This is a genomic window from Rubrimonas cliftonensis (genome assembly GCF_900107585.1).
Taxonomy (GTDB): domain Bacteria; phylum Pseudomonadota; class Alphaproteobacteria; order Rhodobacterales; family Rhodobacteraceae; genus Rubrimonas; species Rubrimonas cliftonensis.
Map to the genome: position 1 here is coordinate 206,977 of NZ_FNQM01000004.1, position 21,457 is coordinate 228,433.

20 protein-coding genes and 1 pseudogene are annotated in these 21,457 nt (G+C 70.8%); 5 read left to right on the forward strand and 16 right to left on the reverse strand.

The annotated features are described in order from the left end of the window. The first annotated feature begins 1 nt into the window (after position 1). Positions 2–856 carry a D-amino-acid transaminase gene (locus BLW43_RS09260; protein ID WP_093252170.1) on the forward strand — a complete coding sequence of 285 codons (855 nt, stop codon included), beginning with the start codon at positions 2–4 and terminating at the stop codon, positions 854–856. An 89-nt stretch (positions 857–945) separates the two neighbouring features. Here the strand turns inward: BLW43_RS09260 and BLW43_RS09265 are convergent, their stop codons facing one another. The 12 genes from BLW43_RS09265 to BLW43_RS09320 all read right to left on the reverse strand — a co-directional run bounded on the left by BLW43_RS09265 (position 946) and on the right by BLW43_RS09320 (position 11,470). Continuing rightward, positions 946–1,728, reverse strand: a complete 783-nt coding sequence (locus tag BLW43_RS09265) for an MBL fold metallo-hydrolase (RefSeq protein WP_245730983.1) — start codon at positions 1,726–1,728, stop codon at positions 946–948. Then, on the reverse strand, positions 1,725–2,171 hold the full coding sequence (locus tag BLW43_RS09270) for a hypothetical protein (protein ID WP_093252174.1): 447 nt from the start codon (positions 2,169–2,171) through the stop codon (positions 1,725–1,727). Before BLW43_RS09270 ends, BLW43_RS09265 begins: the two co-directional genes overlap by 4 nt. A gap of 9 nt (positions 2,172–2,180) precedes the next feature. Beyond that, positions 2,181–3,437 carry an agmatinase family protein gene (locus BLW43_RS09275; protein WP_093252177.1) on the reverse strand — a complete coding sequence of 419 codons (1,257 nt, stop codon included), beginning with the start codon at positions 3,435–3,437 and terminating at the stop codon, positions 2,181–2,183. Then, on the reverse strand, positions 3,427–4,182 hold the full coding sequence (locus BLW43_RS09280) for an ATP-binding cassette domain-containing protein (RefSeq protein ID WP_093252675.1): 756 nt from the start codon (positions 4,180–4,182) through the stop codon (positions 3,427–3,429). Before BLW43_RS09280 ends, BLW43_RS09275 begins: the two co-directional genes overlap by 11 nt. Then, entirely contained in the window at positions 4,179–4,991 is an 813-nt protein-coding gene (locus tag BLW43_RS09285; protein WP_093252180.1) for an ABC transporter permease, read from the reverse strand. The genes BLW43_RS09280 and BLW43_RS09285 overlap by 4 nt, the downstream gene beginning before the upstream one ends. Positions 4,992–5,016: 25 nt before the next feature. Beyond that, positions 5,017–6,078, reverse strand: a complete 1,062-nt coding sequence (locus tag BLW43_RS09290) for a putative urea ABC transporter substrate-binding protein (protein WP_093252182.1) — start codon at positions 6,076–6,078, stop codon at positions 5,017–5,019. A 144-nt stretch (positions 6,079–6,222) separates the two neighbouring features. Next, positions 6,223–6,966, reverse strand: a complete 744-nt coding sequence (locus tag BLW43_RS09295; RefSeq protein WP_093252184.1) for a hypothetical protein — start codon at positions 6,964–6,966, stop codon at positions 6,223–6,225. Next, positions 6,963–7,580 (reverse strand): cysteine hydrolase family protein, encoded by a 618-nt coding sequence (locus BLW43_RS09300; RefSeq protein WP_093252186.1) that lies wholly within the window; start codon positions 7,578–7,580, stop codon positions 6,963–6,965. The genes BLW43_RS09295 and BLW43_RS09300 overlap by 4 nt, the downstream gene beginning before the upstream one ends. 10 nt (positions 7,581–7,590) lie before the next feature. After that, positions 7,591–8,388 carry an ABC transporter permease gene (locus BLW43_RS09305; RefSeq protein ID WP_139284022.1) on the reverse strand — a complete coding sequence of 266 codons (798 nt, stop codon included), beginning with the start codon at positions 8,386–8,388 and terminating at the stop codon, positions 7,591–7,593. Further along, positions 8,385–9,338, reverse strand: a complete 954-nt coding sequence (locus BLW43_RS09310; protein ID WP_093252192.1) for an ABC transporter permease — start codon at positions 9,336–9,338, stop codon at positions 8,385–8,387. Before BLW43_RS09310 ends, BLW43_RS09305 begins: the two co-directional genes overlap by 4 nt. Next, a complete protein-coding gene (locus BLW43_RS09315) occupies positions 9,335–10,390 on the reverse strand; it encodes an ABC transporter ATP-binding protein (RefSeq protein ID WP_093252212.1) in 1,056 nt (351 codons plus the stop codon). The genes BLW43_RS09310 and BLW43_RS09315 overlap by 4 nt, the downstream gene beginning before the upstream one ends. A 3-nt stretch (positions 10,391–10,393) precedes the next feature. After that, a complete protein-coding gene (locus tag BLW43_RS09320; protein ID WP_093252215.1) occupies positions 10,394–11,470 on the reverse strand; it encodes an ABC transporter substrate-binding protein in 1,077 nt (358 codons plus the stop codon). A 221-nt stretch (positions 11,471–11,691) separates the two neighbouring features. On the opposite strand from BLW43_RS09320, the gene BLW43_RS09325 reads away from it, so the two are divergent. Beyond that, positions 11,692–12,783 (forward strand): isopenicillin N synthase family dioxygenase, encoded by a 1,092-nt coding sequence (locus BLW43_RS09325; protein ID WP_175478826.1) that lies wholly within the window; start codon positions 11,692–11,694, stop codon positions 12,781–12,783. Positions 12,784–12,838: 55 nt separating this feature from the next. Then, positions 12,839–13,714 carry a helix-turn-helix transcriptional regulator gene (locus BLW43_RS09330; RefSeq protein ID WP_093252230.1) on the forward strand — a complete coding sequence of 292 codons (876 nt, stop codon included), beginning with the start codon at positions 12,839–12,841 and terminating at the stop codon, positions 13,712–13,714. Between the two features lie 55 nt (positions 13,715–13,769). On the opposite strand, the gene BLW43_RS09335 is transcribed toward BLW43_RS09330, so the two are convergent. The 4 genes from BLW43_RS09335 to BLW43_RS09350 are packed head-to-tail and all read right to left on the reverse strand — an operon-like array spanning position 13,770 to position 16,942. Beyond that, positions 13,770–14,570: a molybdate ABC transporter substrate-binding protein gene (locus tag BLW43_RS09335; protein ID WP_093252232.1), complete on the reverse strand. Its 801-nt coding sequence runs from the start codon at positions 14,568–14,570 to the stop codon at positions 13,770–13,772. Beyond that, positions 14,567–15,397: an ABC transporter substrate-binding protein gene (locus BLW43_RS09340; protein WP_093252234.1), complete on the reverse strand. Its 831-nt coding sequence runs from the start codon at positions 15,395–15,397 to the stop codon at positions 14,567–14,569. The genes BLW43_RS09335 and BLW43_RS09340 overlap by 4 nt, the downstream gene beginning before the upstream one ends. Positions 15,398–15,420: 23 nt before the next feature. Beyond that, complete coding sequence (locus BLW43_RS09345; protein ID WP_245730984.1) at positions 15,421–16,200, reverse strand: ATP-binding cassette domain-containing protein; 780 nt, start codon at positions 16,198–16,200, stop codon at positions 15,421–15,423. Positions 16,201–16,234: 34 nt separating this feature from the next. Continuing rightward, positions 16,235–16,942: an ABC transporter permease gene (locus BLW43_RS09350; protein WP_093252680.1), complete on the reverse strand. Its 708-nt coding sequence runs from the start codon at positions 16,940–16,942 to the stop codon at positions 16,235–16,237. Between the two features lie 282 nt (positions 16,943–17,224). Between BLW43_RS09350 and BLW43_RS09355 the strand changes: the two are divergent. Both BLW43_RS09355 and BLW43_RS09360 read left to right on the forward strand, forming a co-directional pair. Then, positions 17,225–18,152, forward strand: a pseudogene (locus tag BLW43_RS09355) (IS5 family transposase); the annotation flags it as partial. 735 nt (positions 18,153–18,887) lie between these two features. Continuing rightward, a complete protein-coding gene (locus BLW43_RS09360) occupies positions 18,888–21,110 on the forward strand; it encodes a response regulator (protein ID WP_093252252.1) in 2,223 nt (740 codons plus the stop codon). Positions 21,111–21,457 lie beyond the last annotated feature (347 nt).

The window sequence follows — 21,457 nt, forward strand, 5'->3', positions numbered from 1 at the left end:
CATGAGCCGCATCGTCTATGTCAACGGCGCCTTCGTGCCCGAGGAGGACGCCAAGATCTCCGTCTTCGACCGCGGCTTCCTGTTCGCGGACGGCGTCTATGAGGTGTCCACGGTTCTCGACGGCAGGCTGATCGACAACCCCGGCCACATGGCGCGGCTGGAGCGGTCGCTGAACGAGCTCGGCATGGGCAGCCCGGTGCCGGTGGCCGAGATCCCGGCGCTGATGGAGGAGCTTGTCGCGCGCAACGGCGTGGCCGAGGGCATGGTCTATCTGCAGGTCACGCGCGGCGCGGCGGACCGCGACTTCGCCTTTCCCAAGGACGCCACGCCCTCGCTGGTGATGTTCACCCAGGCGCGCAGCGTGGCCGACACGGCGGCGGCGCGCGACGGCATCAAGGTGATCTCCGCGCCCGACATGCGCTGGGCGCGGCGCGACATCAAGACGGTGCAGCTTCTGGCGCCCTCGATGATGAAGCAGAAGGCCAAGGACGCCGGCGCCGACGACGCCTGGATGGTGGAGGACGGCTTCGTGACCGAAGGCACCTCCAACAACGCCTACATCGTCACGAAGGCCGGGAGCATCGTGACGCGGCAGCTCTCCACCGCGATCCTGCACGGCATCACCCGCGCCGCGGTGCTGAAGCTCGCGCGCGAGGCGCAGCTCAAGGTCGAGGAGCGGCCCTTCACCATCGCCGAGGCGCAGGACGCGGCGGAGGCGTTCTACACCTCCGCCTCCTCCTTCGTGACGCCCGTTGTCGAGATCGACGGCGCGAAGGTCGGCGAGGGCCGGCCCGGCCCGGTCGCGAAGCGCCTGCGCGAGCTCTACATCGAGGCGGCGCGGGCCGAGGCGGGCTGAGCCGCCGCCGCGACGCGGGGCGCGGCGGCCAGAGACCGGGGCGGACACCGCCCGAGGCGGCGGCGCGGGAGAGGCCGGCGTTCGCAGCCTCAGCCCGGCGCGGCCTCCAGCTTCGGCAGGCAGGCGTCCACGATAGCCCGAAGGCGGTCGCGGCCGAAGCTGGGGTCGTGGCCGCCATGCACGATGCTCACCGGCAGGTCGCGCAGCCGGCGCAGGGTGCGCGCATAGACGGCGGGCTCGACGGGGATCAGCGGCCCGTCATAGATCGCGTCGCCCGAAAACAGCACGCCCGTCTCGGCCTCCCAAAGCCCGATCCCGCCCGGCGAGTGACCCGGCAGGTGCAGCACCTCGAAGACGCGGTCGCCGAGGTCCACCGCGTCGCCCTCCTCGAGCAGCCCGGTCGCCGGCGCGCCCTGAAGCAGGTAGGCGTCGGGGTCGTAGCCCTCCCACGGCACGGCGTCGATCAGCAGCTCCCACAGGGGCGGATAGCCCGCGTCGAGGAACATCTGTCGCGTCTCGGGCGCGAAGTCGGCCGAGCGCAGGGAGCGGATGCCCTTCGGTTCGGCCATGTCGTCGGCCTCGGCGGGGTGGATCAGCCGCTCCCCGAACTCGTGCACGCCGCCGATATGGTCGATGTGGGCGTGGCTCGCGACATGGGCCAGCGGCTTGGCGGGGTCGGCGCGCAGCGCGTCGAGCACCGGGCGCAGCGGGGCGACGCCCATGCCGCTGTCGAGGATCACGTCGCGGTCGCGCCCCTCGATCAGGAACATGTTGGCCTGTTCTAGGATGTGCACATGCGGCTCGAGCAGGAGCGTGGTCGTCGCGTCGAGACGCTTGGTCTCGAACCACCGCTCGGCGACCGGCAGGCTCACGGCTTGGCCGCCGGGTGGTCGGCGAGGAAGGCGCGCAGGTCGACCACGCGCTTCTCGTCGAGGCTGACATAGACCAGCCCCATGTTGGTGCGCTCGGCGACCATCGGGCCGGGGAAGGGCAGGTAGCTGAGTTCGCGCGAGCCGAAGCTGGGGCTGGCGGTGCCGACCTGCCATTCGGTCGTGAGCGTCACGTCCACGAGCTTCAGCGACGGCGCGCCGCCGGCGCCGCCGATCTCCAGCGGCACGCCGGCGAGCCTGAGGAACGCCATCTTGTCGGCCGCCGCCTTGAAGCCGTCGATGAACTGGCCGGCCAGCGCGGCGATGGTCTCCGCCGCCTCGGGCGCGTGGATGTGGCTGTGCAGGTGGCCGGCGTGGTCGTGGTTGTGGCCATGTCCGTGCGGATGCGCGTGGGCGTGGTCGTGCGGATGTCCGTCATGGGGCATGGGAGGCGCTCACTTCCGCTTGGCGGGGGTGGACCAGCGCCGGCCGTGCGTGGCCGCGTCGTAGTCGCCCATCGGCAGGCTCACCGGCTTGTCGATGTGCTCCCGGTGCTTGCCGAGCACGCCGGCGGAGACCATCGAGCCCAGCACGTCCACGATGACGCGCGTGCCCATCAGCGCCGTGATCTCGGACTGGTCGTAGGGCGGCGAGACCTCGACCAACTCCATCCCGCAGATGCCTTGGGCCGCGACCTTGCCGGCGAGCGCAAGCGCCTCGCGCGGCAGGAAGCCGCCGGGCTCGGGCCAGCCGGTGCCAGGCACGAAGCCGCAGTCGATGCTGTCGATGTCGAAGGACATGTAGACCATGTCCACCCCGTCCCACGCCATCTCCAGCGCCATCTCGGCGGTCTTGTCGACGCCCATCCGCTCCATGTCGGACATGGTGATGATGTTAGTGTGGCGTTCGCGCGCGACCTTCACCGCCTCGCGCGGCACCTGCCAGCCGCCGATGCCGACCTGCACGAGGTTCTTGGCCGGCACGTTCGGCATGTTGGTGGCGTGGAACCACGGCGTCGTGTGCATCCGCTCGTCGAGGTCCTTCTCCTGGATGTCGGCGTGGCGGTCGAAATGCACGATGCCGATCTTCTTCGACGTGCATTCGGCGATGCCGCGCACGCAGGGATAGCCGATGGAGTGGTCGCCGCCGATGATGATCGGCATCGAGCCCGAGGAGAAGACGTGGGAGACGGCGCGGCTGATCTGGTCGAAGGTCTTCTCGATGTTGCCGGGGATCGTGAAGATGTCGCCGGCGTCGCAGAGGCTCATCTGCTCGCGCAGGTCGATCGCCATCTCGTAGTTGTAGGGCGTGTAGAGCGCGGAGATCTTGCGCACGCCCTGCGGGCCGAAGCGGGTGCCGGGGCGGTAGGTGGTGCCGCCGTCGAAGGGCGCGCCGAGAACGGTGGCGTCGTAGAGGCCCACCTCGGACACGTCCTCGGCGTAGGGCGCCTTCAGGAAGGTGTTGATGCCGGCGTAGTGGGGCAGCTCGCCGCGCGCGAAGGTGGGGATCGCGCGGTCCTCGATGCTGTCGGCCGCCGTCAGCCCCATGCGCAGGGCCCACTGCTTCTCCTTCTCCCACTCGCCCCCCGGAATGTCGGCCTCGGCCTGCATCGCCTTCCAGCCGAGCAGGCTGGAGAGGTCGGGGTGGTGGGCGCGGCGGCCGCTCGGGCGCCGGTCGGCGGGGTGGTGGCTGCGGTTGCGGTCACGCTGCATGGGGGGCTCTCGCGCTCTGGAAGGGGATGCCGCCGTGGCGGGCGTCGAAGTCGTAGGTGATGGTGGCGCCCCAGCGTTCCGGCGCGTCGGGATCCCAGCGCGTCTTGTCGAACACCAGCACGCGGTCGGCAAGCTTGAAACCCTCGCTGAGGTCATGCGTCACCATGAACACCGTCATCGGCGTCTCGGCGCGCAGCTCGGTGAGGAAGTCGTGCATGGACAGGCGCGTGCCGGGGTCGAGGGCGCCGAAGGGCTCATCGAGCAGCAGGATGCGGGGGCGAGCCTGCAGCGCCTGCGCGATGGCGAGGCGCTGCTGCATCCCGCCCGAGAGCGCGGCGGGATACTGGTCCGCCACATGGGCGAGGCCGACGCGCGCCAGCGCCGCGTCGGCCCGTTCCCGCGCAGCGCGGCGCGCGCGGCCCCAGAGCCGGCCCCAGCGCGCCGAAAGCTCCTCGGCGGCGAGGATGTTGTCGCGGATGGTGAGGTGGGGGAACACCGAGTATTTCTGGAACACCACGCCGCGGTCGCGCCCCGGTTCGCGCGCCGGGGGCTGGCCGGCGATGCTGACCTCGCCGCGCGAGGGCGTCTCCTGCGCCAGCAGAAGCCGCAGGAAGGTGCTCTTGCCGCAGCCCGAGGCGCCGACGATGGAGACGAAGCAGCCCTCCTCCACCTCCACCGACACCCGCTCCAGGATCGGGCGGTCGCCGTAGCTCTGGAACACGTTGCGTACGCTGACGAAGCTCACCGCGCCGGCTCCGCCCACGGGAAGGCGCGCGCGGAGAGGCGGCGCAGCGCGAGGTCCAGCAGCGCGGCGAGGATGGTGATCCAGGCGACATAGACGAGGATGACGTCCATCGCGAGGTAGCGGCGCACGAGGAAGATGCGGTAGCCGAGGCCCTCAGTCGCCGCGATCGCCTCCGCCGCGATGAGGAACAGCCACGCCGGCCCCAGCGACAGCCGCACCGCCTGTATCAGCCGCGGCATCGCCTGCGGCAGCGCCACCCTGAGCGCGATGACGAGCGATGAGGCGCCAAGCGTCTCGGCCTTGACGATCTGCTCGACGGGCGTCTCGGCGACGCGGCCGGCCATGTCGCGGATCATGAAGGGGGCCGTCCCGATCACGATCAGCGCCACCTTGCTGACCTCGCCGAGCCCGAACACGATGAACAGGATCGGCAGCAGCGCCAGCGGCGGCGCCATCGACACCGCGGCGACGAAGGGCGAGAGGCCGGCGCCCGCCAGCGGTAGCAGGCCCGCCGCCAGCCCCAGCGTCAGCGCCAGCGCAGCGGCTATGCCAACGCCAAGCGCCAGCCGCGTCAGGCTGGCGAAGGTGTCGTTCCAGAACAGGATCTCGCCGGAGCGGCGGTCGGCCTCGGTCAGCGCGGCCATGGCGGCGTCCCACAGGGTCGAGGGGGCCGGGAGCAGCTTGTCGGCGGGGTTCGCCGCCAGCCGGGCCTCCGAGCCCGCCACATAGGCCAGCGCCGCCAGCGCGAAGGGCGCCAGCGCCAGCGCCACGGCGAGCGGGCGGCCGGGGCGGCGGTTGATCCAGCGCATCGCCGCGCCGCCTTCGCGGAGCGGCTCAGAGCGCGCCGTCGGCGGCCATCTGCATGAACTCGGTGGAGAAGCGCAGCTTCACGTTGGCCGGGTCGCCCGTCACCGAGCCGTCGGGGTAGGCGACGCCGACGAAATCCGCCGACGGCGCGCCGACGCCGAGGATGCCCTTGTCGTAGAGGAACGCCGCGACCGCCGGCATGGTGGCCTTCACCTCGTCGCTTGCGGCGAAGGCGACCGCGTCGGCGGGCGTCCAGAACATCCTCGTCGCCGCCAGTTGGGCGTCGTAGCCGGCGAGGTCCGTGCCGGAGGCCTCGGCCATGGCGGTGCGGGCGGCGCGGCCTTCCTCGCTGTCGCTGCTCATCAGCGCCATGGTCTCGTACCAGGCGCCGACCAGCGCCTTGCCGAGCGCGGGGTTGGCGGCGAGGGTCTCGGTGTTGACCGCGAGCATGTCGATGATCTCGCCGGGGATGTCGGCGCTGTCGAAAAGGATCGTCGAGTCGGGCTCGGCGTCGATGGCGGCCACGAGCGGGTTCCACGTCACCACGGCCTCGACGTCGGCCGTCGCCCATGCGGCGATCATGTCGGCGTCGGAGGTGTTGACCACGGCGGCGAGGTCGGACTCGGCGAGACCGGCGCTGTCGAGCGCGCGCGCCAGCAGGTAGTGGCTGACCGAAAGCTCCACGAGGTTGACCGGCTTGCCCGCAAGGTCGGCGATGGTCCCGCCGCCCTTCACGATCAGCGCGTCGTTGCCGTTGGAGTAGTCGCCGATGATCAGCGCGGTGGTGTCGACGCCGCCGCCGGCGGGGATCGACAGCGCGTCCATGTTGGTCACGGTCACGCCGTCGAAGGCGCCGGCGGTGTACTGGTTGATCGACTCGACATAGTCGTTGAACTGCACGATCTCCACGTCGACACCATATTTTTCGGCCCAGCGGTCCATGATCCCGCTGTCCTCGATATAGCCCCAGGGCATCCAGCCGGCGTAGATCGACCAGCCGATGCGGAACGAACCCTCGGCGGCGGCGGTCAGCGGGGCTGCGGCCAGCGCGGCGGCGAGCGCCGCGGCAGGGGCGAGGCGGAGGGTCATGCGGGCTATCCCTGTCAACAAGGCGTTTCGGGCGGAGACGATGGAAGCGGGGGCGCCGGGGCGCCAGCGAACCGCCGTCGGCGGCGCCGTCTTTTCGCGCATTCGCTCTCTTGAAGGGCGCCGAGGCGCCATTCTGCGCAGTCTTCAGGCAAATTCTTCGCGACTCACGATGCGCCAGCGCCGGCTGCGCGGGCGCCCGTGGAAATCGCGGTCGGTGATCGTCACCACCTCTCCGCGCAGATCGTCGGGGTCGAAGGGCGGGTCGCACACCCGCAGCGGGTTGGCGGACCGGGTGACGCGCGCGGCGCCGCCACCGATCACGCCGACGCTGAACTCCTGATCGAGCGCGTCCGCGTCCCGGCGCGCAAGGCGTTCCGCCAGCGGCGCGCCGCGTTTCGCCGCCGGGTCGCCCCAGCCCAGCGAGAAGGCGTCCTCGGTCGCGACGAGAAAGCCCAGCCGCCCCGTGTCGTCGGCGAGCTTGAGCGCGAGGCCGGGCGCGGCGTCCTCATGGGTCCAGAGTTCAGCGTAGTCGGCGTGGACGCCGGTCTCGACCAGCCCCTCGGGCGTCGCCTCCAGCCGCCCGGCGTCCTCGCCGTCGAGCGGCCCGCGCCAGTTGATCGCGCGGGTCCAGACGCAGACCTCGCCCGTGACCGCCGTCGTTCCCGCAAAGCCTTCGCAGCGCGCCAGCGCCGTCAGCGCGGCCGCGTCGAGATCGGCCAGCGCCGCCGCGCCGGAGAGGTCGGGCAGGTCGGCGGGCGTGCGCAGGTCGACGAAGATCGTCGGCCCCTGCCGCCACAGCACCTCGGTCGTGCGGTCCTCCACCCCCGGCGCCCGCAGCCAGACGCGCCGCCACAGGCCGCGGAGCGACTCAGGAACGGCGTCGCTCACGCCGCGGCGGCGGCGAGGCCCGCGAAGGCGGCGGCGATCTCGGCGGCGGGGCGCACCGCGCCGGTCTGGAGGTAGTCGAAGGCTTTCAGCGAGGCGGCGTGGGCCTCTGGCGAGGAGCCGCCCACCGCGTCGCCGGCGACGCGCATGTGATAGTCGTGCTGGTGGCCGTCGGCGAAGGTGTAGTGCACGCAGACGTCGGTCAGCCCGCCGACCAGCACCAGCGTCTGCGCCTTCAGCCCTTTCAGCAGGATTTCGAGGTCGGTGCCGAAGAAGCAGGAGTAGCGCCGCTTGCGGATCACGTAGTCGTCGGGGCGCAGGCCGACCTCCTCCGCGGCGATCTCCGTGCCTTCGCGGCCTTCGACGCAATGCACCGTCTCGGTCCCGTCGAGTTCGCGGCCGAAATCCACCATGTCGGGGCGGTGCGCCTCCTGGAAGAACACCAGCGGCACGCCGGCGGCCCGCGCGGCGTCGATCAGCGTGCGGGCGCGGCGCATGTTGGCGACGTAGTCGGTCATCTTGGGGATGCCGCCGTCGTAATCGGTAAGGAAGGCCGATTTCTGAATGTCGATGACCAGAAGCGCCGGGCGGCCGACGATCAGGGGCTGTTGGGGCATTCGGTTTTCCTCAGTCGTCGGCGCGGGCGGGGTCGGCGCCCATCAGGCGGGGAAGGTCGCCCCAGCGGGCGATGGCGGCGAAGGTGAGCCCCGAGACGGCGATGAACAGGATCGCCGCCACCGCCATCGTCGGCGTGAAGCCGTTGCGCAGCGAGTTGAATATCTGCAGCGTCACGGTCGCGAAGCCCGATGCGGAGACAAAGAACATCACGATGAACTCGTTGAAACTCAGCACCATGGCGAAGAAGAACCCCGAGACGGTGTAGGGGATCGTCTGCGGCAGGATCACGGTGCGGAAAGTCGCGCGGGCGTCGGCCCCCATGGTCGCGGCGGCGTCGAGATGGGCGCGGTCGATGGCCTGCAGCCCGACCGAGATCGTCGCCAGCGGCAGCGCCAGAAAGAGCGCCGCATGGCTCAGCACCCCCGCCGCCATGCTGCCCAGCGCGCCGAAGAAGCTCCAGAGAAAGCCCAGGCCGACGCCGAACACGATCGGCGGCAGGATGAAGGGGAGCCCGCCGAGGCCCGCCAGCGCGCGCGACCAGCGGTCTCCCGAGCGCCACAGTCCGTAGGCGATGGGCCATGCCGCCAGCGTCGCCAGCGCCGCCGAGCCCAGCGCGATGACGACGGACGCCTCAAGCGAGGTGCGCCAGACGGGGTCTCCGGCGAAGAACTCGCCGAAGCGGGCGAGCGTGGGGTCCTGCGGTGGAAACAGCATCGACCGCCCGCCGTTGAGCGCGGCGGCGCAGACCACCACGATGGGGGCCGCGATGAACAGCGCGCAGAAGGCGAGCCACGCCCGCGCCATCATCGCCTGACCCCTGCCCTGGCGGCCGCCCACAGGCACAGCCCCGCCGTCGCCAGCAGCACCACCGACTGCGCGGCGCCGAAGGGGGCGTCGAGCGTCTGCCCGCGCACCGCGTCGTAGATCGTCACCGTCAGCGTCTGCTTCTCCGGGGGCGTGAACACGGTCACGGCGACATAGGCCCCCAGCAGATAGACGAAGAGCAGCAGCGCCGAGCCGATCAGCGGCAGCCGCACCGCCGGCAGCACCACGGTCCGCATCACCTTCCAGGGCCGCGCGCCCATGGTCCGCGCCGCTTCCGCCAGTGAGGGGTCGAGCCGCGAGAGCGGGGGGTAGAGCAGAATCACGGCGTAGGGGAACACGATATAGGTCATCGCCAGCAGCGTCGCGAAGCCGGAGGTCTTGAACTTCAGGTCGCGCGGGTTGGCGAGATCCCACTCGATCAGCAGCGGGAACCAGCCGCCATCCTTCAGCATGTCCGTCACGCCGAGCGCCTTCAGCCAGGCCGGCAGGCCCGAGTTGCGCGACAGCAGCACGTCCCAGCCCATCACCACGAACACTTCCGACAGCGACAGCGAGGCGAGGATGAACGCCAGCCACGCCGCCTGCGTCCGCCGCGAGCGCCGCGTGATCGCCCATGCGCAGGGGAAGGCGAGCGCCAGGGCGAAAGCCGCGCCGAGCGCGGCGTACCACACCGAGAACCAGAGCCGCTGCGGATAGACGAGGCTGAGCGCGTTGGGCCAGTCATGGCCGAGAAAGAACCGCTCGTAGTTCGCCAGCGTCAGCCCCCAGGTCCAGCTTCCGCCCTCGACCTTCTCGCCGAAGCTGATGACGAGCACGAGCAGGAAGGGCGCGGCGCACAGAAGCGCGACGAGGCCCGTCAGCGCGAGCCGCCCCCAGCGCGGGGCCGGCAGGGCCGCCGCCGCGGGCGGCGCCTCGGCGGCGGCCACGCTCACGCGGCCCTCGGGAACAGCCGCAGCGCCGCGGGCGGCAGTTCGGCGAACACCGGCTCGCCGACCGAGAAGGGCTCGCGCTCGCCGGCGCCGAGTTCGGCTGTCAGCGTCGCGGGGCCTGCGTCGAGGAATATCTCGCGGGTCGGGCCGACGTCGCGCACGAAGCTGACGCGCGCGGCGAGCTGGTTGGCGCCCTCGCGCGCCGCGCGCCCCAGCCGCACCGCCTCGGGCCGGCAGGCGAGCGTGACCGGCGAGCCGTCGCGGAACGCCGCCGGCCGCTCGGGGTGGAACAGCGCGCCATGGGCCGCGACCGCCCCGCCGCGCGCCTCGCCGTGCAGGATGTTCGCCTTGCCGATGAAGCCCGCGACGAAGGCGGTCGCGGGCCGATCATAGACCTCCTGCGGCGGGCCGACCTGCTCGATCTCGCCGCGGTTCATCACCACGATGCGGTCGGCCATGGTCATCGCCTCACGCTGGTCGTGGGTGACGACGATCGTGGTGACGCGGAGCTTCTGCTGCAGCAGCCGCAGCTCCACCTGCATCTCTTCGCGGAGCTTGGCGTCGAGCGCGCTCATCGGCTCGTCGAGCAGGAACACCGACGGCTCCTGCGCCAGCGCCCGGGCGATGGCGACGCGCTGGCGCTGGCCGCCGGAGAGCTGGCCGATGCGCCGGTCGCCGTAGCCGTCGAGCTGCACCAGCGCGAGCAGCGCCTCGGCCTTCGCCAGCCGGTCCCTGCGCGCCATGCCGGCGATGGCCAGCGCATAGGCGACATTCTCCGCGACCGACAGGTGCGGGAACAGCGCGAAGGACTGGAACACCATCCCGAACCGCCGCACATGCGCCGGCCGGTCGGTGATGTCGGCCCCGTCGAGCAGCACGCGCCCCCGGCTCGGCGCCTCAAGCCCCGCGATCATCCGCAGAAGCGTGGTCTTGCCGCAGCCTGAAGGGCCGAGCAGCGCGGTGAGCTGGCCTTCGGGAAAGTCGAGCGAGAGGTCGGAGACGGCCGTGACCGCCCCCCAGCTCTTGCTGACCCCGCTGAGCGACAGCGCGCCCATGGCTCAGGACGACGCCAGCATGGCCTCCCACGTCTCCTTCATGAAGGTCTCGTGTTCGAGATACGCCTCGAAGGCGGGGCGGATGGCGGGCGCGCCGGAGACGGCGGCGAACTCGGCCTCGGTCAGGTCGGTCTTTTCGCGGTCGAGCAGCGGCGCGGTGCCGATCATCCGCGACATCAGCGCCTGCGTCTCGGGCTGCGAACTGAAGTCCATGAACGCCTGCGCCTCGGCCTGCTTCTCCGAGCCCTCGGCGAGGCACCAGGAGCCGTAGTTCTGCGGGTTGCCCTCCTTGGGGAAGATCGAGGCGATCGGGAAGCCGTCCGCCGCCATCAGCCCCGCGACGTCATGGTAGTAGGTGCCGCCGATGACGTCGCCGTTCTTCATCGCCTGCTCCATCTGGCTCTCCGCGCTCCACCACAGGGCGACGTTCGGCTTGAGCTCGGCGGCCTTCTCCACGGCGGCCACGATGCCGTCGCGCGAGTTCAGCGCCTCTGGCCCGCCCAGGAAGGTGGCGGCGATCACGTCGAGGAAGTTCGAGCTGTAGTTGCGCGCGACGCCGAGGCTGCTGGCGTAGACCTCGCTGTTCCAGAACTCCGCCCAGCTCTCCGGCGCCGTCACCTCGTCGGGGTTCACGACCATCGAGACGAACCACGACATCGCGCCGACGCCGACCACGCCGGTCGCGTCCTCGAACACGAAATAGGGGTCGAGCGCGCCCGCGGCGGGGATCGCCGAGACATCGAGCGGCTTCAGCAGCCCGCCGATGCGCGAGGCCTTCAGGATCGTCTCGCGGCCGTAGAGCGAGACGTCCGCCGGCACCTGCCCGGCCATTGCGGCCTGCTGCATCGTCACCAGCCAGTCGGGGCCGTTCGGCTGGGTGACGCTCTCGACCTCGATGCCGGTGGCGGCGGTGAAGGCGGGGTAGACGTGCTGCTTGAAGCTGTTCTCGAAGTAGCCGCCATAGGAGCCGACCTTGAGGCTGCGGCTCTGCGCCAGCGCCGGCGCGCCGATGGCGGCGACGGCGGTCGCGGCGGCGCCGGTCCTGAGCAGGCCGCGGCGGGTGAAGCGGAAATCGGACACGGCGAAGGCTCCCGTTGATTGAGTGGTCGGGCTGACGCTGCTTGCGCTTGCCGCTCAGCGCCAAGGCCGGCGCGCGCGCGGCGGGGCGCTATGGGTGGAAGTGATCAAAAAATATGCAAAAATGGTCATGGTCGCGTGTGTCCCATGCAGCCACTAAAGACTTGGCGCAAATTTCGCCTTCATGGCACCTTTGCGCCGCGAATCACGATGGAGAGACGAGCATGGCCGACGGCGCCGACCTGGCTGACGCGACCGAGGATCAGCGCGCGCGGCGCGTCGATGAGGCGACGCTGCCCGTGATCGACGTCTCGGCGCTGCAAGGGGCCGACCCCGCGGCGATCCGCGCCACGGCCGCGGCGCTGGGCGAGGCGGCGCGGACGTCGGGCTTCTTCTACATCGTCAACCACGGCGTGCCGCAGGCGCTGATGGACGCCCTGTTCGCCGCGTCGAAGCAGTTCCACGCCCTGCCGCGGGCGCGAAAAATGCGCTGGTGGTCGGGCTTCACGACCCACCACCGCGGCTATGTGCCGTTCGAGGAGAACGGGGCCGACTTCCCCAGGCGCATCAACATGAACGAAGCCTGGGACATGTCGTTCGAGGCGCCGGCGGACCATCCCGACCACCTCGCCGGCTGGCGCATGACCGGCCCGAACGTCTGGCCGGACCTGCCGGGCTGGCGCGAGACCGTCTCGGCCTATTACGACGCCGTGTTCGCGCTGGGGCTCAGGATGCTCGACGCGCTGGCGCTGGAGCTGGGCGTCGACCCCGCCGAACTGCGCCGGCACATCACCAACCCCACCTCGCAGCTGCGCCTGCTGCGCTATGTGCCCAACGACCTGCCTGCGACCAAGGACATCGTCGGCATCGCGCCGCATTCCGATTTCGAGTGCTTCACGATCCTGCTGCAGGGCGGTCCCGGCCTGCAGGTGATGAACGCCGAGGACGTCTGGATCGAGGCGCCGCCGGTGCAGGGCGCCTTCATCGTCAACATTGGCGACATCTTCGAGACATGGAGCGGCGGACGGTTCAAGTCGACGCAGCACCGCGTCGTGAACATCGGGCGCGAGCGGTTCTCGGCGCCGCTGTTCTTCGGGCTCGACTATCATGCGGTGGTCGAGCCGCTGCCGCCGTTTCGCACGCCCGAGACGCTGGCGAAGTATCCGCCGATCAAGGCCGGCGAGCACCTGATGCGGATGAGCGTCAACGCGTTCCGCTACATGGCCGAGGCGCGCGAGAAGGGCGACATGACGCTCGACTTCGAGGTGCCCGAGGAGAGCCCGTTCAAGCGCGTCGCGAAACCCGTCGACGCCTGAGCCGGCCCGCCACGCCGGCTTTTGCGCCGGCGCGGTTGCTGCTAGGCCTTGAGGCATGGAAGCGACGCCCCCCGAGTTCCTGACCACCCGCGAGGTCGCGGCGCTCCTGCGCGTGCGCGAGCGCAAGGTCTACGACATGGCGGCGGCGGGCGAGATCCCCTGCCGCCGGCTCACGGGCAAGCTGCTCTTTCCCCGTGCGCAGATCGAGCGCTGGCTCGGCGGCGGCGCGGCGGAGGCGCGGCCTGCGCCGGCCGGCGCGGCGGTGGTCGCGGGCTCGCATGATCCGCTGCTGGAATGGGCGATCCGCGAGTCGGGCTCGGGCCTCGCGACGATGTTCGACGGCAGCCTGGACGGGCTCGACCGGCTGGCGGAGGGCGCGGCGGTCGCCGCCGGGCTGCATGTGCCCGAGCCCGACACGGGCGGCTGGAACGTCGCGGCGGCGACGGGGCGGCTGGGCGCGTCAGCCGCGGCGCTGATCGGCTGGGCGCGGCGGCGGCGCGGGCTGATCTTCGCGGCGGGGCGGGAGCTTGGCGCGCTGCGCGACGTGCGGGGCCTGCGGCTCGCCCGGCGCCAGCCGGCGGCGGGCGCGGCGCTGTGGCTTGCCGGCGCGCTGGAGGAGGCCGGTCTCGCCGGGGCGGTGACGTGGACCGAGGCGGTCGCGCGCACCGAGACCGAGGCCGCCATGATGGTCGCGCAGGGCGAGGCCGACGCCGCGGCTGGGCTGGAGGCCTCGGCGCGGCCCTTCGGCCTGGAGTTGCTGCCGCTGACGGAGGAGGCGTTCGACCTCGCGGTGGAGCGGCGCGCCTTCTTCGAGCCGCCATTGCAGACGCTCCTCGCCTTCGCCCGCACGCCGGCCTTCGCCGCCAAGGCCGCGGCGCTGGGCGGCTACGATCTGGCCGATCTGGGCAGCGTGCGCTGGAACGGGCCCTGAGGCGGGCGGCGCGGCGACGCCGTGGGCCGCCGCGCCGCAAATGGCCTCGCGAGGTTCAGTCGGCGCGCGGCAGGGCCCCGCTCTCAAAGCCGTAGCGCGCCAGCACCGCCTGACCGGCGGGCGAGAGGATGTGCAGCGCAAGCCGCCACGCCGCCTCCGGGGCCCCGCGCATCACGGTCAGCCCATAGTCGGCCCCGACCGAGAGCGCCGGCGGGATCTGGACGATCTCCAGCTCGGGCGCCTCAGCCCGCGCCAGCACCGCGTTGGTGCAGTAGGTGAGGAACAGGTCGGCCTTCCTCTCCGACATCACCCAGGCGTACTGGTTGCGGCCCTCCGGCGCCTTGGGGCTGTCCGGCGCGCCGGTGAGCTGGAGAGCCTTCGCCTCGAGCGCCGCGCGGGCGCCGGGGCGCAGGGCCTCGGCCTTCGCGAACAGCTCGAAGGCGTAGTCGCCGGAGGGGTCGGCCTTCGGCGTCGACGTGCCCACCCGCGCCGCGTCCGACAGCATCGCGTCGAGCAGCGTGTCGGTCGTCGTCGTCACCCCCGGCGCAGTCAGCGCGCAGAGGCTGTTGCGGGCGAAGAGCGCGACCGGCCCCGCCGCGCCGGCCTCGGTCAGTCGCGTCGGGTGCGCCATGTTGGCCGAGGCGAAGACCTGCGCAGCTTCGCCCCCCTCGATGCGCTGGCGCAGCGTGCCGGAGGCGGCGAAGACTGTCGTCACCTCCACCCCCTCGGCCGCGGCGTAGTCCGCCGCGACCTCCGAGAGCGCGGCGCGCAGGCTGCCGGCGGCGTGCAGCAGCACCGGCTCGGCCGAGGCCGACCCCGCCGCCAGCGCCGCCATGACGGCGACCGCCCGGATCATCCGCCGACCTTCTCTTCGGCGGCGCTGGGGAAGAACTGCTGCTCGCCGCCGATCTGGAAGCTGGCGATCGCCGCCTGACCTTCCGAGCCCACGAGCCAGTCGATGAACTCCTGCCCGAGCGCGGTCTTGACCGACGGACACTTGTCGGCGCTCACCAGCATCACGCCATAGGGGTTGAACAGCGCCGGGTCGCCCTCGACCACGATCTCGTAGTCGCCCTTGGCGCCGTAGGAGGACCAGGTCGCCCGGTCGGTGAGCGTGTAGGCGCCCATGCCCACGGCGGCGTTGATGGTGGCGCCCATGCCGGAGCCGGTCTCGCGATACCAGCGTCCCGAGGCCGCCGCCTGATCGACGCCCGCCGCCTTCCAGAGGCTCTTCTCCTTGCCGTGGGTGCCGCTGTCGTCGCCGCGGGAGGCGAACGGGGCCTCGGCCTCGGCGATCCTGTTCAACGCGGCGGCGGCGTCCGTCATGCCCGAGATCTCGGCGGGATCCGCCTCCGGCCCGACCATGACGAAATCATTGTACATCACGTCGTAGCGACGCGGGGCGAAGCCCTCGGCGACGAAGGCGTCCTCCCGCGCGCGCGAGTGCACCAGCAGCACGTCGCCGTCGCAGTTCATGGCGTTCTTGATCGCCTGGCCGGTGCCGACGGCGACCACGCGGACCTCCGTGCCGGTCTTCTCGGTGAACTGGGGCAGGATGTGGTCGAACAGCCCCGAATTGGCCGTCGAGGTGGTGGACTGCACGAGGATGAAGTCCTGCGCCGAGGCCGAGAACGCCGGGCCGGCGATCAGGGCTGCGGCGAGCAGCGCGCGGTTGAAGTTCATGGTTCTTCCTCCCTTGGAACGGATCAGACGAGCAGCCGGCCGGCGAGATAGGCCTGGGCCTGCGGCGAACGGGGCGCGGCGAGCAGGCGCGCCGCGGGCGCGTCCTCGACGATGCGGCCGGCGTGCATGAAGAGCGCCCGGTCGGCGAGGCGGCGCGCCTGCCCGGCGTCATGGGTCACGAGCAGGACGGTGGCGCCGCCCGCGACGATGCGGCGCGCGAGGTCCTCGATGGCGGCGACGGCGGCGGGGTCGAGGCTCGCGGTCGGCTCGTCCAGCAGCAGCAGCCGCGGCCGCGCGGCCAGCGCGCGCGCCAGCGCCAGCCGCTGGGCCTCGCCGCCGGAGAGGGCGCGGGCGGGGCGGTCGGCGAGGCGCTCCAGCCCCGCCAGCGCCAGCAGCCCGGCGCGACGGGCGGCGCGTTCGCGGCGGGGGACGCCCGCGATGGCGAGCGCGTGGTCGATGTTTCCGGCGGTCGAGCGCCGCAGCAGCACCGGCCGCTGGAACACCAGCGCCACGGCGCCCTTGATCGGCGTCTCGCCCGCGCCCCAGCGCACGGCGCCCGAGTCGGGGCGGATCAGGCCCGCGAGCATGCGCAGCGCGAGGCTCTTGCCGGCGCCGTTCGGCCCCATCAGCGCGGTCACGCCGCCGGCGGGCAGCGCGAAACTCAACCCGTCCAGCAGCCGCCGCCCGCCAGCCGAGAGCGTCGCGTCCTCGATCCGCACGGGCCAGAGGCCGCGCCCGTCCTCGCGCGCCTCGGGCCGCAGGTGGGGCGGCAGGTCGGGCCGATCGTCCGGGCGCTCCTCCAAGCCATCCTCCGGGCGGTCTTGTGGGCGGGCGCCGTCAGGCATGGCCGACCCGCTCCGCCTGGGTCCGGACGCCCATGACGGCGGCGTTGACGCCGAGCGAGATCGCCAGCAGCACGATGCCCAGCCCGAGCGCCAGCGCCAGCTCCCCGCGCGAGGTCTCCAGCGCGATGGTCGTGGTCATGACGCGGGTGACGTGGGCGATGTTGCCGCCGACGATCATCACCGCGCCGACCTCCGCCGAGGCGCGCCCGAAGCCCGCCAGCGCGGCGGTCGCGAGGCTGAAGCGCGCGTCCCAGAGCAGCGTGCCGATGGTCTCGACGCGGTCGGCGCCGAGCGCCCGCAGGTACTCGTCGTACTCGGCGTTGAGGTCCGCCACCGCCTGCCGCGTCAGCGCCGCGACGATGGGCGTCACGAGGATGGTCTGCGCGATCACCATGGCCGCCGGGGTGTAGAGCAGCCCCAGCGCCCCCAGCGGCCCGCTGCGCGACAGCGCGAGATAGACCAGCAGGCCCACAACCACCGGCGGCAGCCCCATCAGGGCGTTGAAGGCGACGACCAGCGCGCCGCGGCCTGGGAAGCGCGCCACCGCCAGCAGCGCGCCGAGCGGCATGCCGACGACGCAGGAAATCAGCACCGCGGTCAGCGTCACGCCGAGCGACAGCCCGACGATCCCGAGGAACTCGGGGTCGCCGGAGACGATCAGCGCAAGCGCCGTCGCAAAGGCCGAAGCGCCGTCGTTCATGTGCGAGCCCTGCCATTCAACGCCGTATGACTGCATTATGCGTTGTTTCATGTCGAGACCGGAATCGGCGCACACTGCGCATGGAGGTTCTGCGGCCGCCTGCGTAACTCCGCGCGCGTCGCCGCCCAACCCCGCGCGGCGCCGTCGATGGGACGCCCGACCGAACATCCCGCTGGCGAAGGCCCGACTTGTCACGCCCCAGGCGATGGGCCATGAGACCGCCGCCTCGGTCTGTTGCGAAAGGCCGTCTGGTGGAGAGGTTAACCTCGCAAATCCATAGCGATAGCCGGAGGGCATGAGCAGGCTGACCCCCCGACCTACAAGACGTCCAACTGGCGGAGCTACAACGAGGCGCTCAAGCTCCGCGGCATGCTCACGGTCTGGTTCGACCCCGCGATGCGCTGGGAGGGCGCGCCGGCGGGCAGGCGCGGGCGCCGGCAGCCATGCAGCGACGCGGCGATCCAGAACTGTCTGACGCTGAAAGGTGTTGTTCGGCATGGCGCTGCGGCAGACGGCCGGATTCTTGAGAGCCTCCTGCGGCTGATCGGTCTGGACTTGAGGATGCCCGACTTCGAGTCACGCTCTGCCGTCGGCAGAAGACCTTGGCGGTCAACATCCCTTACCGCGGCTCGAACGGCCCGCTGCGCCTGCTGATCGACAGCACCGGGATCAAGGTCGAGGGCGAAGGCGAGTGGAGTGAGGCGGATCGGAAAGCATTTCGGGGGACTGTTTTCCCGCCGAACGCGCAAGCACGGCGGCGCCAAACGTCGGGTCTTGCGCAAGATCCACCTCGGGATCGATGAGCTGACGCTGGAAGTCCGCGCCATCGAGGTCACCACCAGCGACATCGGCGACGCGCCGACGCTGCCGGAGCGTCTCGGCCAGATCGCCCCAAACCACGAGGTGGTCAGCGTCACCGCCTATGGGGCCTTCGATACGCACAAGTGTCATGACGCCCCGCCGCAACGCTCGGCCTCGGAAGGAGACCACCGCGGGCCCCGCGGCGCGCAACGAGGCCCTCCGCGCGTCACGCCATCTGGGCCGGGCGATCTGGCGACGATGGAGTGGTTACCACCGCCGAAGCCGCGCGGAGACCAAAATGCACTGCGTCAAGCTCCTCGGTCAGCGCCTCATGGCGCGCAACTTCGGCCAACAGGTCGCGGGACTCCACGTCTGGGTCGCCGTGCTGAGCCGCTTCACAGCCCTCGGCATACACGTCTCACCAAGACCGTGGGGTGACCCTGTCAGGGAAAGGGGAACTCCGGCCAAACCGCGATTTGCGCGACGGAGTCACCCGGCTGCCGGGTTGTCAGCGATGAATCGGTACGCGTCTTCGAGTGCGTCGATGAAGCTCAACGCGACGTCGACACCTGCTTCGTCGACATATCTGGACACAATCAGCTCAGCGTCCCGCTTCGCCGCGGTCCGCGGCGCGACCGGCTTCGTCAGTCACTCAGCGCTGCGCCGCGCCTGACGGCGAAGATCCTCGAAATATGCTGCATCCGCTGGCGTTCCGGCCTCGGATGCGGAGCCGTCGAGGAGAAGCGCGCGGAGAGGACGACAGGGCGCGGCGCCGGGTGCTGGCTGCATGCGATAGTTTCCCGTCGGCGCAGGCGCCACAGGGGTGCCCCGCAGAAGGCGAGAACAGGGCCAGAAAGAGCGCAATCCGGCAGTTTCCGGCGCGTCGTCTCTCCCGGCGCCGGCCGACCGTCGCCCGCGCCGCGACGCTCCGAGGCAGGCGGTGATGCCGCCGTCCACGTAAAGGATCGCGCCGTTGACGAAGCCCGACGCCGGCGATGATGAAGCAGCGCTCCCCAGGTGCGTCGCAGCCACGCAATGCTGCCGCGCGAGGCGCGGTGCAAGCGCATGAAGCAGTTTAACATTTGAGTAACGGTCTCGTGAAAGAAAAACTTGAAAGTCTTTGTCTCGGTCCAGAGGATTTGGCATGAGGCTCGCCATCGCGTCGGTCGCATTGTTCTCTTCCGTGTGCGTGGCCGCATTCCTGCTCTTCTCGGCGCTGGTGGAGCGGTCCGTCATCCACAACGCCGAGGACAATTCGCTGGCTTGGGCGCGCTACGCCGCCGAGCGGCTGGAACGCTTCGAGGAGGTCGCCGCAGGCGGGCACTTCACCGAGGATGAATTGCGAACGGTCGAACCCCTCGCCCGCTTCGGCAGCCTGTTCCGGTTCAAGCTGTTCGACTCGGCCGGCATGTTGCGGTTCGACACCGCAGGGCCGGTTCAGGCCGGCGCTTCGCTGGATGCGCACAACGCCAGGGCCGCGGCGGTGGTGCGGACGCTGGAGCCGTTCACCGAAGTGTTCAACGGCGCAGAGAAGCCGGACCGCCCCGACATCTACAGCGAGACATATCTGCCGCTGGTGACGGACGGCCGCGTGGCGGCCGTGGTCGAACTCTACTTCGACATGACCCGAACGAGCGCCGAGATCACCAGCGATTACTTTGTCTTTGGCGGCGCGCTGGCGGCGCTGTTTGTTGTCGGCTGCGGCCTGCCGGCGATCGCGCTCGTGCTGCTGATGCGCAAGCTCCGCCGTCTGTACCACGATGCCCAGAGCGCCAATCGTGCGAAGTCAGAGTTTCTGGCGACCATGAGCCACGAGATCCGCACGCCGATGAACGGCGTGATCGGCATGTCGCGCCTGCTCGCCAAGACTGACCTCGACCAGCGCCAGCGGATGCTGGCCGACGTCGTGCTGCAATCCGGGGAACAACTGCTGGGCGTCATCAACGACATCCTCGACATCTCCAAGGTGGACGCCGGCAAGCTCACACTTCAGCGCGAACCGTTCCGCATCGAACGCGTGATCACGGAAACGGTCCGCACGGTCGCGCGTCAGGCCGAGGACAAGGGTGTCGAACTGGCCGTCCGGGTCCAGCCGGGACTGCCCCGCACCGCGGTCGGCGACGGCGAGCGGCTGCGCCAGGTCATGATCAACCTCGTGGGCAACGCAGTGAAGTTCACCGAGTCTGGGCAAGTCTATCTCAACGCCACGGGAACGCCGACGCGTCTCGACGGCGCCGCCGCCATCCGGCTGCGCGTCGAGGTCGAGGACACCGGCCCCGGCGTTCCGGTCGAGCAGCAGGCGACGATATTCGAGCGGTTCACGCAGGTGGACGGCACATCGACGCGACAGCACGAAGGGACCGGTCTGGGCCTCGCCATCGTCAAGGGCCTGATCGAAGCGATGGGCGGCGTCGTGGGTTTGCGCAGCGCGCCGGGATGGGGGGCGTGCTTCTGGTTCGAGGTCGTGCTGCCAGTCGCCGCAGACGTCGCGCCAGAGCGCGGCGCGCCGGTCGCCGTCGCCGGCCGTCGGGTGCTCGTCATCGACGACAACCAGACGAACCGGACGATCTGCGCCGAGCTTCTGCAATGCTGGAAACTGCGCGACGCCGCCGCATCCTCGGGACGCGAAGGGCTGGCGATGCTCAGGAACGCCATGGACGCAGGCGACCCGTTCGACCTCGTGATCCTCGACAGCCACATGCCCCGCTTCTCGGGCGACCAGACGCTGGCCGAGATCCGCAGCGATCCCGCGCTCATGGGCGTCGCCGTCGTGATGCTGTCCTCGGCGGACGGCCCCATGCCCTCCGACAGAAGCGTCGGCGCCGACCGCTACCTGATGAAGCCCGCCGCCGCCTCGGACCTGCTCGACGCGATCATGAGCGCGCTGTCGGACACCGCTCTTGGCGCGGCGCCGGACGCCGGGCGGCGGCTCGCGCTGGCGGAGCAAACCGCGCCGGCTGCGACCGGCGCATCGCCGAGCCTTGGCGTAGTCCTCCTCGTCGATGACAACGCGGTAAATCGGCTCGTCGCGCGGCAGATGCTAGCCGCGCTGCCCCTGCGCGTGTTCGAGGCGCAGAACGGCGCCGAGGCGCTCGATCTCGAGCGCGTTCACCTGCCCGACGTCATCCTGATGGACGTCTCGATGCCGGTCATGACCGGCTTCGACGCCACTCGACGGCTCAGGGAGCGCGAGCGGGCGCAGATGCGAAAGCCGGTGACGGTGATCGGCATGACGGCGCATGCGATGCCTGGCGACCGCCAGCTCTGCATCGACGCCGGCATGGACGACTATGTTCCCAAGCCCATCGATCAGGACGCCCTGCTCAAAGCGGTATGCGGAGCGATCGGCATCGATACGGCGGCCTAGTGGGGTGACTCCTGCGTTTGGAACCCTTGGTTGCGTTTGGTGATGATGGCGTCAGGGTCTGCGCGTCTTATGAGGGGGCCTGGGCTCTGGTGCTCTGAGCTCTGAGAACTGGGCGGCCTGAGCTTAGGGTTCAACGCAGCGGAGCTCACTCTCAGGCTCCGCGACCGGCGGCTCTCGGGAAGTCGCTGCACCAATGAGAACGAACCCTAGCCTAGTGCGAGAGGACGGCTCGCGTCGATTTCGGTTCGTCACGCCCCTGCGCCTGTTGTCCCGTCGCCGATCAGGATGCACTTTGTCGCGGGTTCCGCGTCGCGTTTCCTGCATCCATCGCCGTGTTGATGGCCGCA

What these genes read in the sequence shown, in the direction of transcription:
- BLW43_RS09260 (WP_093252170.1), top strand. Translation starts at nt 2, where the DNA reads ATGAGCCGCATCGTCTATGTCAACGGCGCCTTCGTGCCCGAGGAGGAC.
- BLW43_RS09270 (WP_093252174.1), bottom strand. Translation starts at nt 2,171, where the DNA reads ATGCCCCATGACGGACATCCGCACGACCACGCCCACGCGCATCCGCAC.
- BLW43_RS09275 (WP_093252177.1), bottom strand. Translation starts at nt 3,437, where the DNA reads ATGCAGCGTGACCGCAACCGCAGCCACCACCCCGCCGACCGGCGCCCG.
- BLW43_RS09285 (WP_093252180.1), bottom strand. Translation starts at nt 4,991, where the DNA reads ATGCGCTGGATCAACCGCCGCCCCGGCCGCCCGCTCGCCGTGGCGCTG.
- BLW43_RS09290 (WP_093252182.1), bottom strand. Translation starts at nt 6,078, where the DNA reads ATGACCCTCCGCCTCGCCCCTGCCGCGGCGCTCGCCGCCGCGCTGGCC.
- BLW43_RS09300 (WP_093252186.1), bottom strand. Translation starts at nt 7,580, where the DNA reads ATGCCCCAACAGCCCCTGATCGTCGGCCGCCCGGCGCTTCTGGTCATC.
- BLW43_RS09305 (WP_139284022.1), bottom strand. Translation starts at nt 8,388, where the DNA reads ATGATGGCGCGGGCGTGGCTCGCCTTCTGCGCGCTGTTCATCGCGGCC.
- BLW43_RS09315 (WP_093252212.1), bottom strand. Translation starts at nt 10,390, where the DNA reads ATGGGCGCGCTGTCGCTCAGCGGGGTCAGCAAGAGCTGGGGGGCGGTC.
- BLW43_RS09325 (WP_175478826.1), top strand. Translation starts at nt 11,692, where the DNA reads ATGGCCGACGGCGCCGACCTGGCTGACGCGACCGAGGATCAGCGCGCG.
- BLW43_RS09330 (WP_093252230.1), top strand. Translation starts at nt 12,839, where the DNA reads ATGGAAGCGACGCCCCCCGAGTTCCTGACCACCCGCGAGGTCGCGGCG.
- BLW43_RS09335 (WP_093252232.1), bottom strand. Translation starts at nt 14,570, where the DNA reads ATGATCCGGGCGGTCGCCGTCATGGCGGCGCTGGCGGCGGGGTCGGCC.
- BLW43_RS09340 (WP_093252234.1), bottom strand. Translation starts at nt 15,397, where the DNA reads ATGAACTTCAACCGCGCGCTGCTCGCCGCAGCCCTGATCGCCGGCCCG.
- BLW43_RS09350 (WP_093252680.1), bottom strand. Translation starts at nt 16,942, where the DNA reads ATGAACGACGGCGCTTCGGCCTTTGCGACGGCGCTTGCGCTGATCGTC.
- BLW43_RS09360 (WP_093252252.1), top strand. Translation starts at nt 18,888, where the DNA reads ATGAGGCTCGCCATCGCGTCGGTCGCATTGTTCTCTTCCGTGTGCGTG.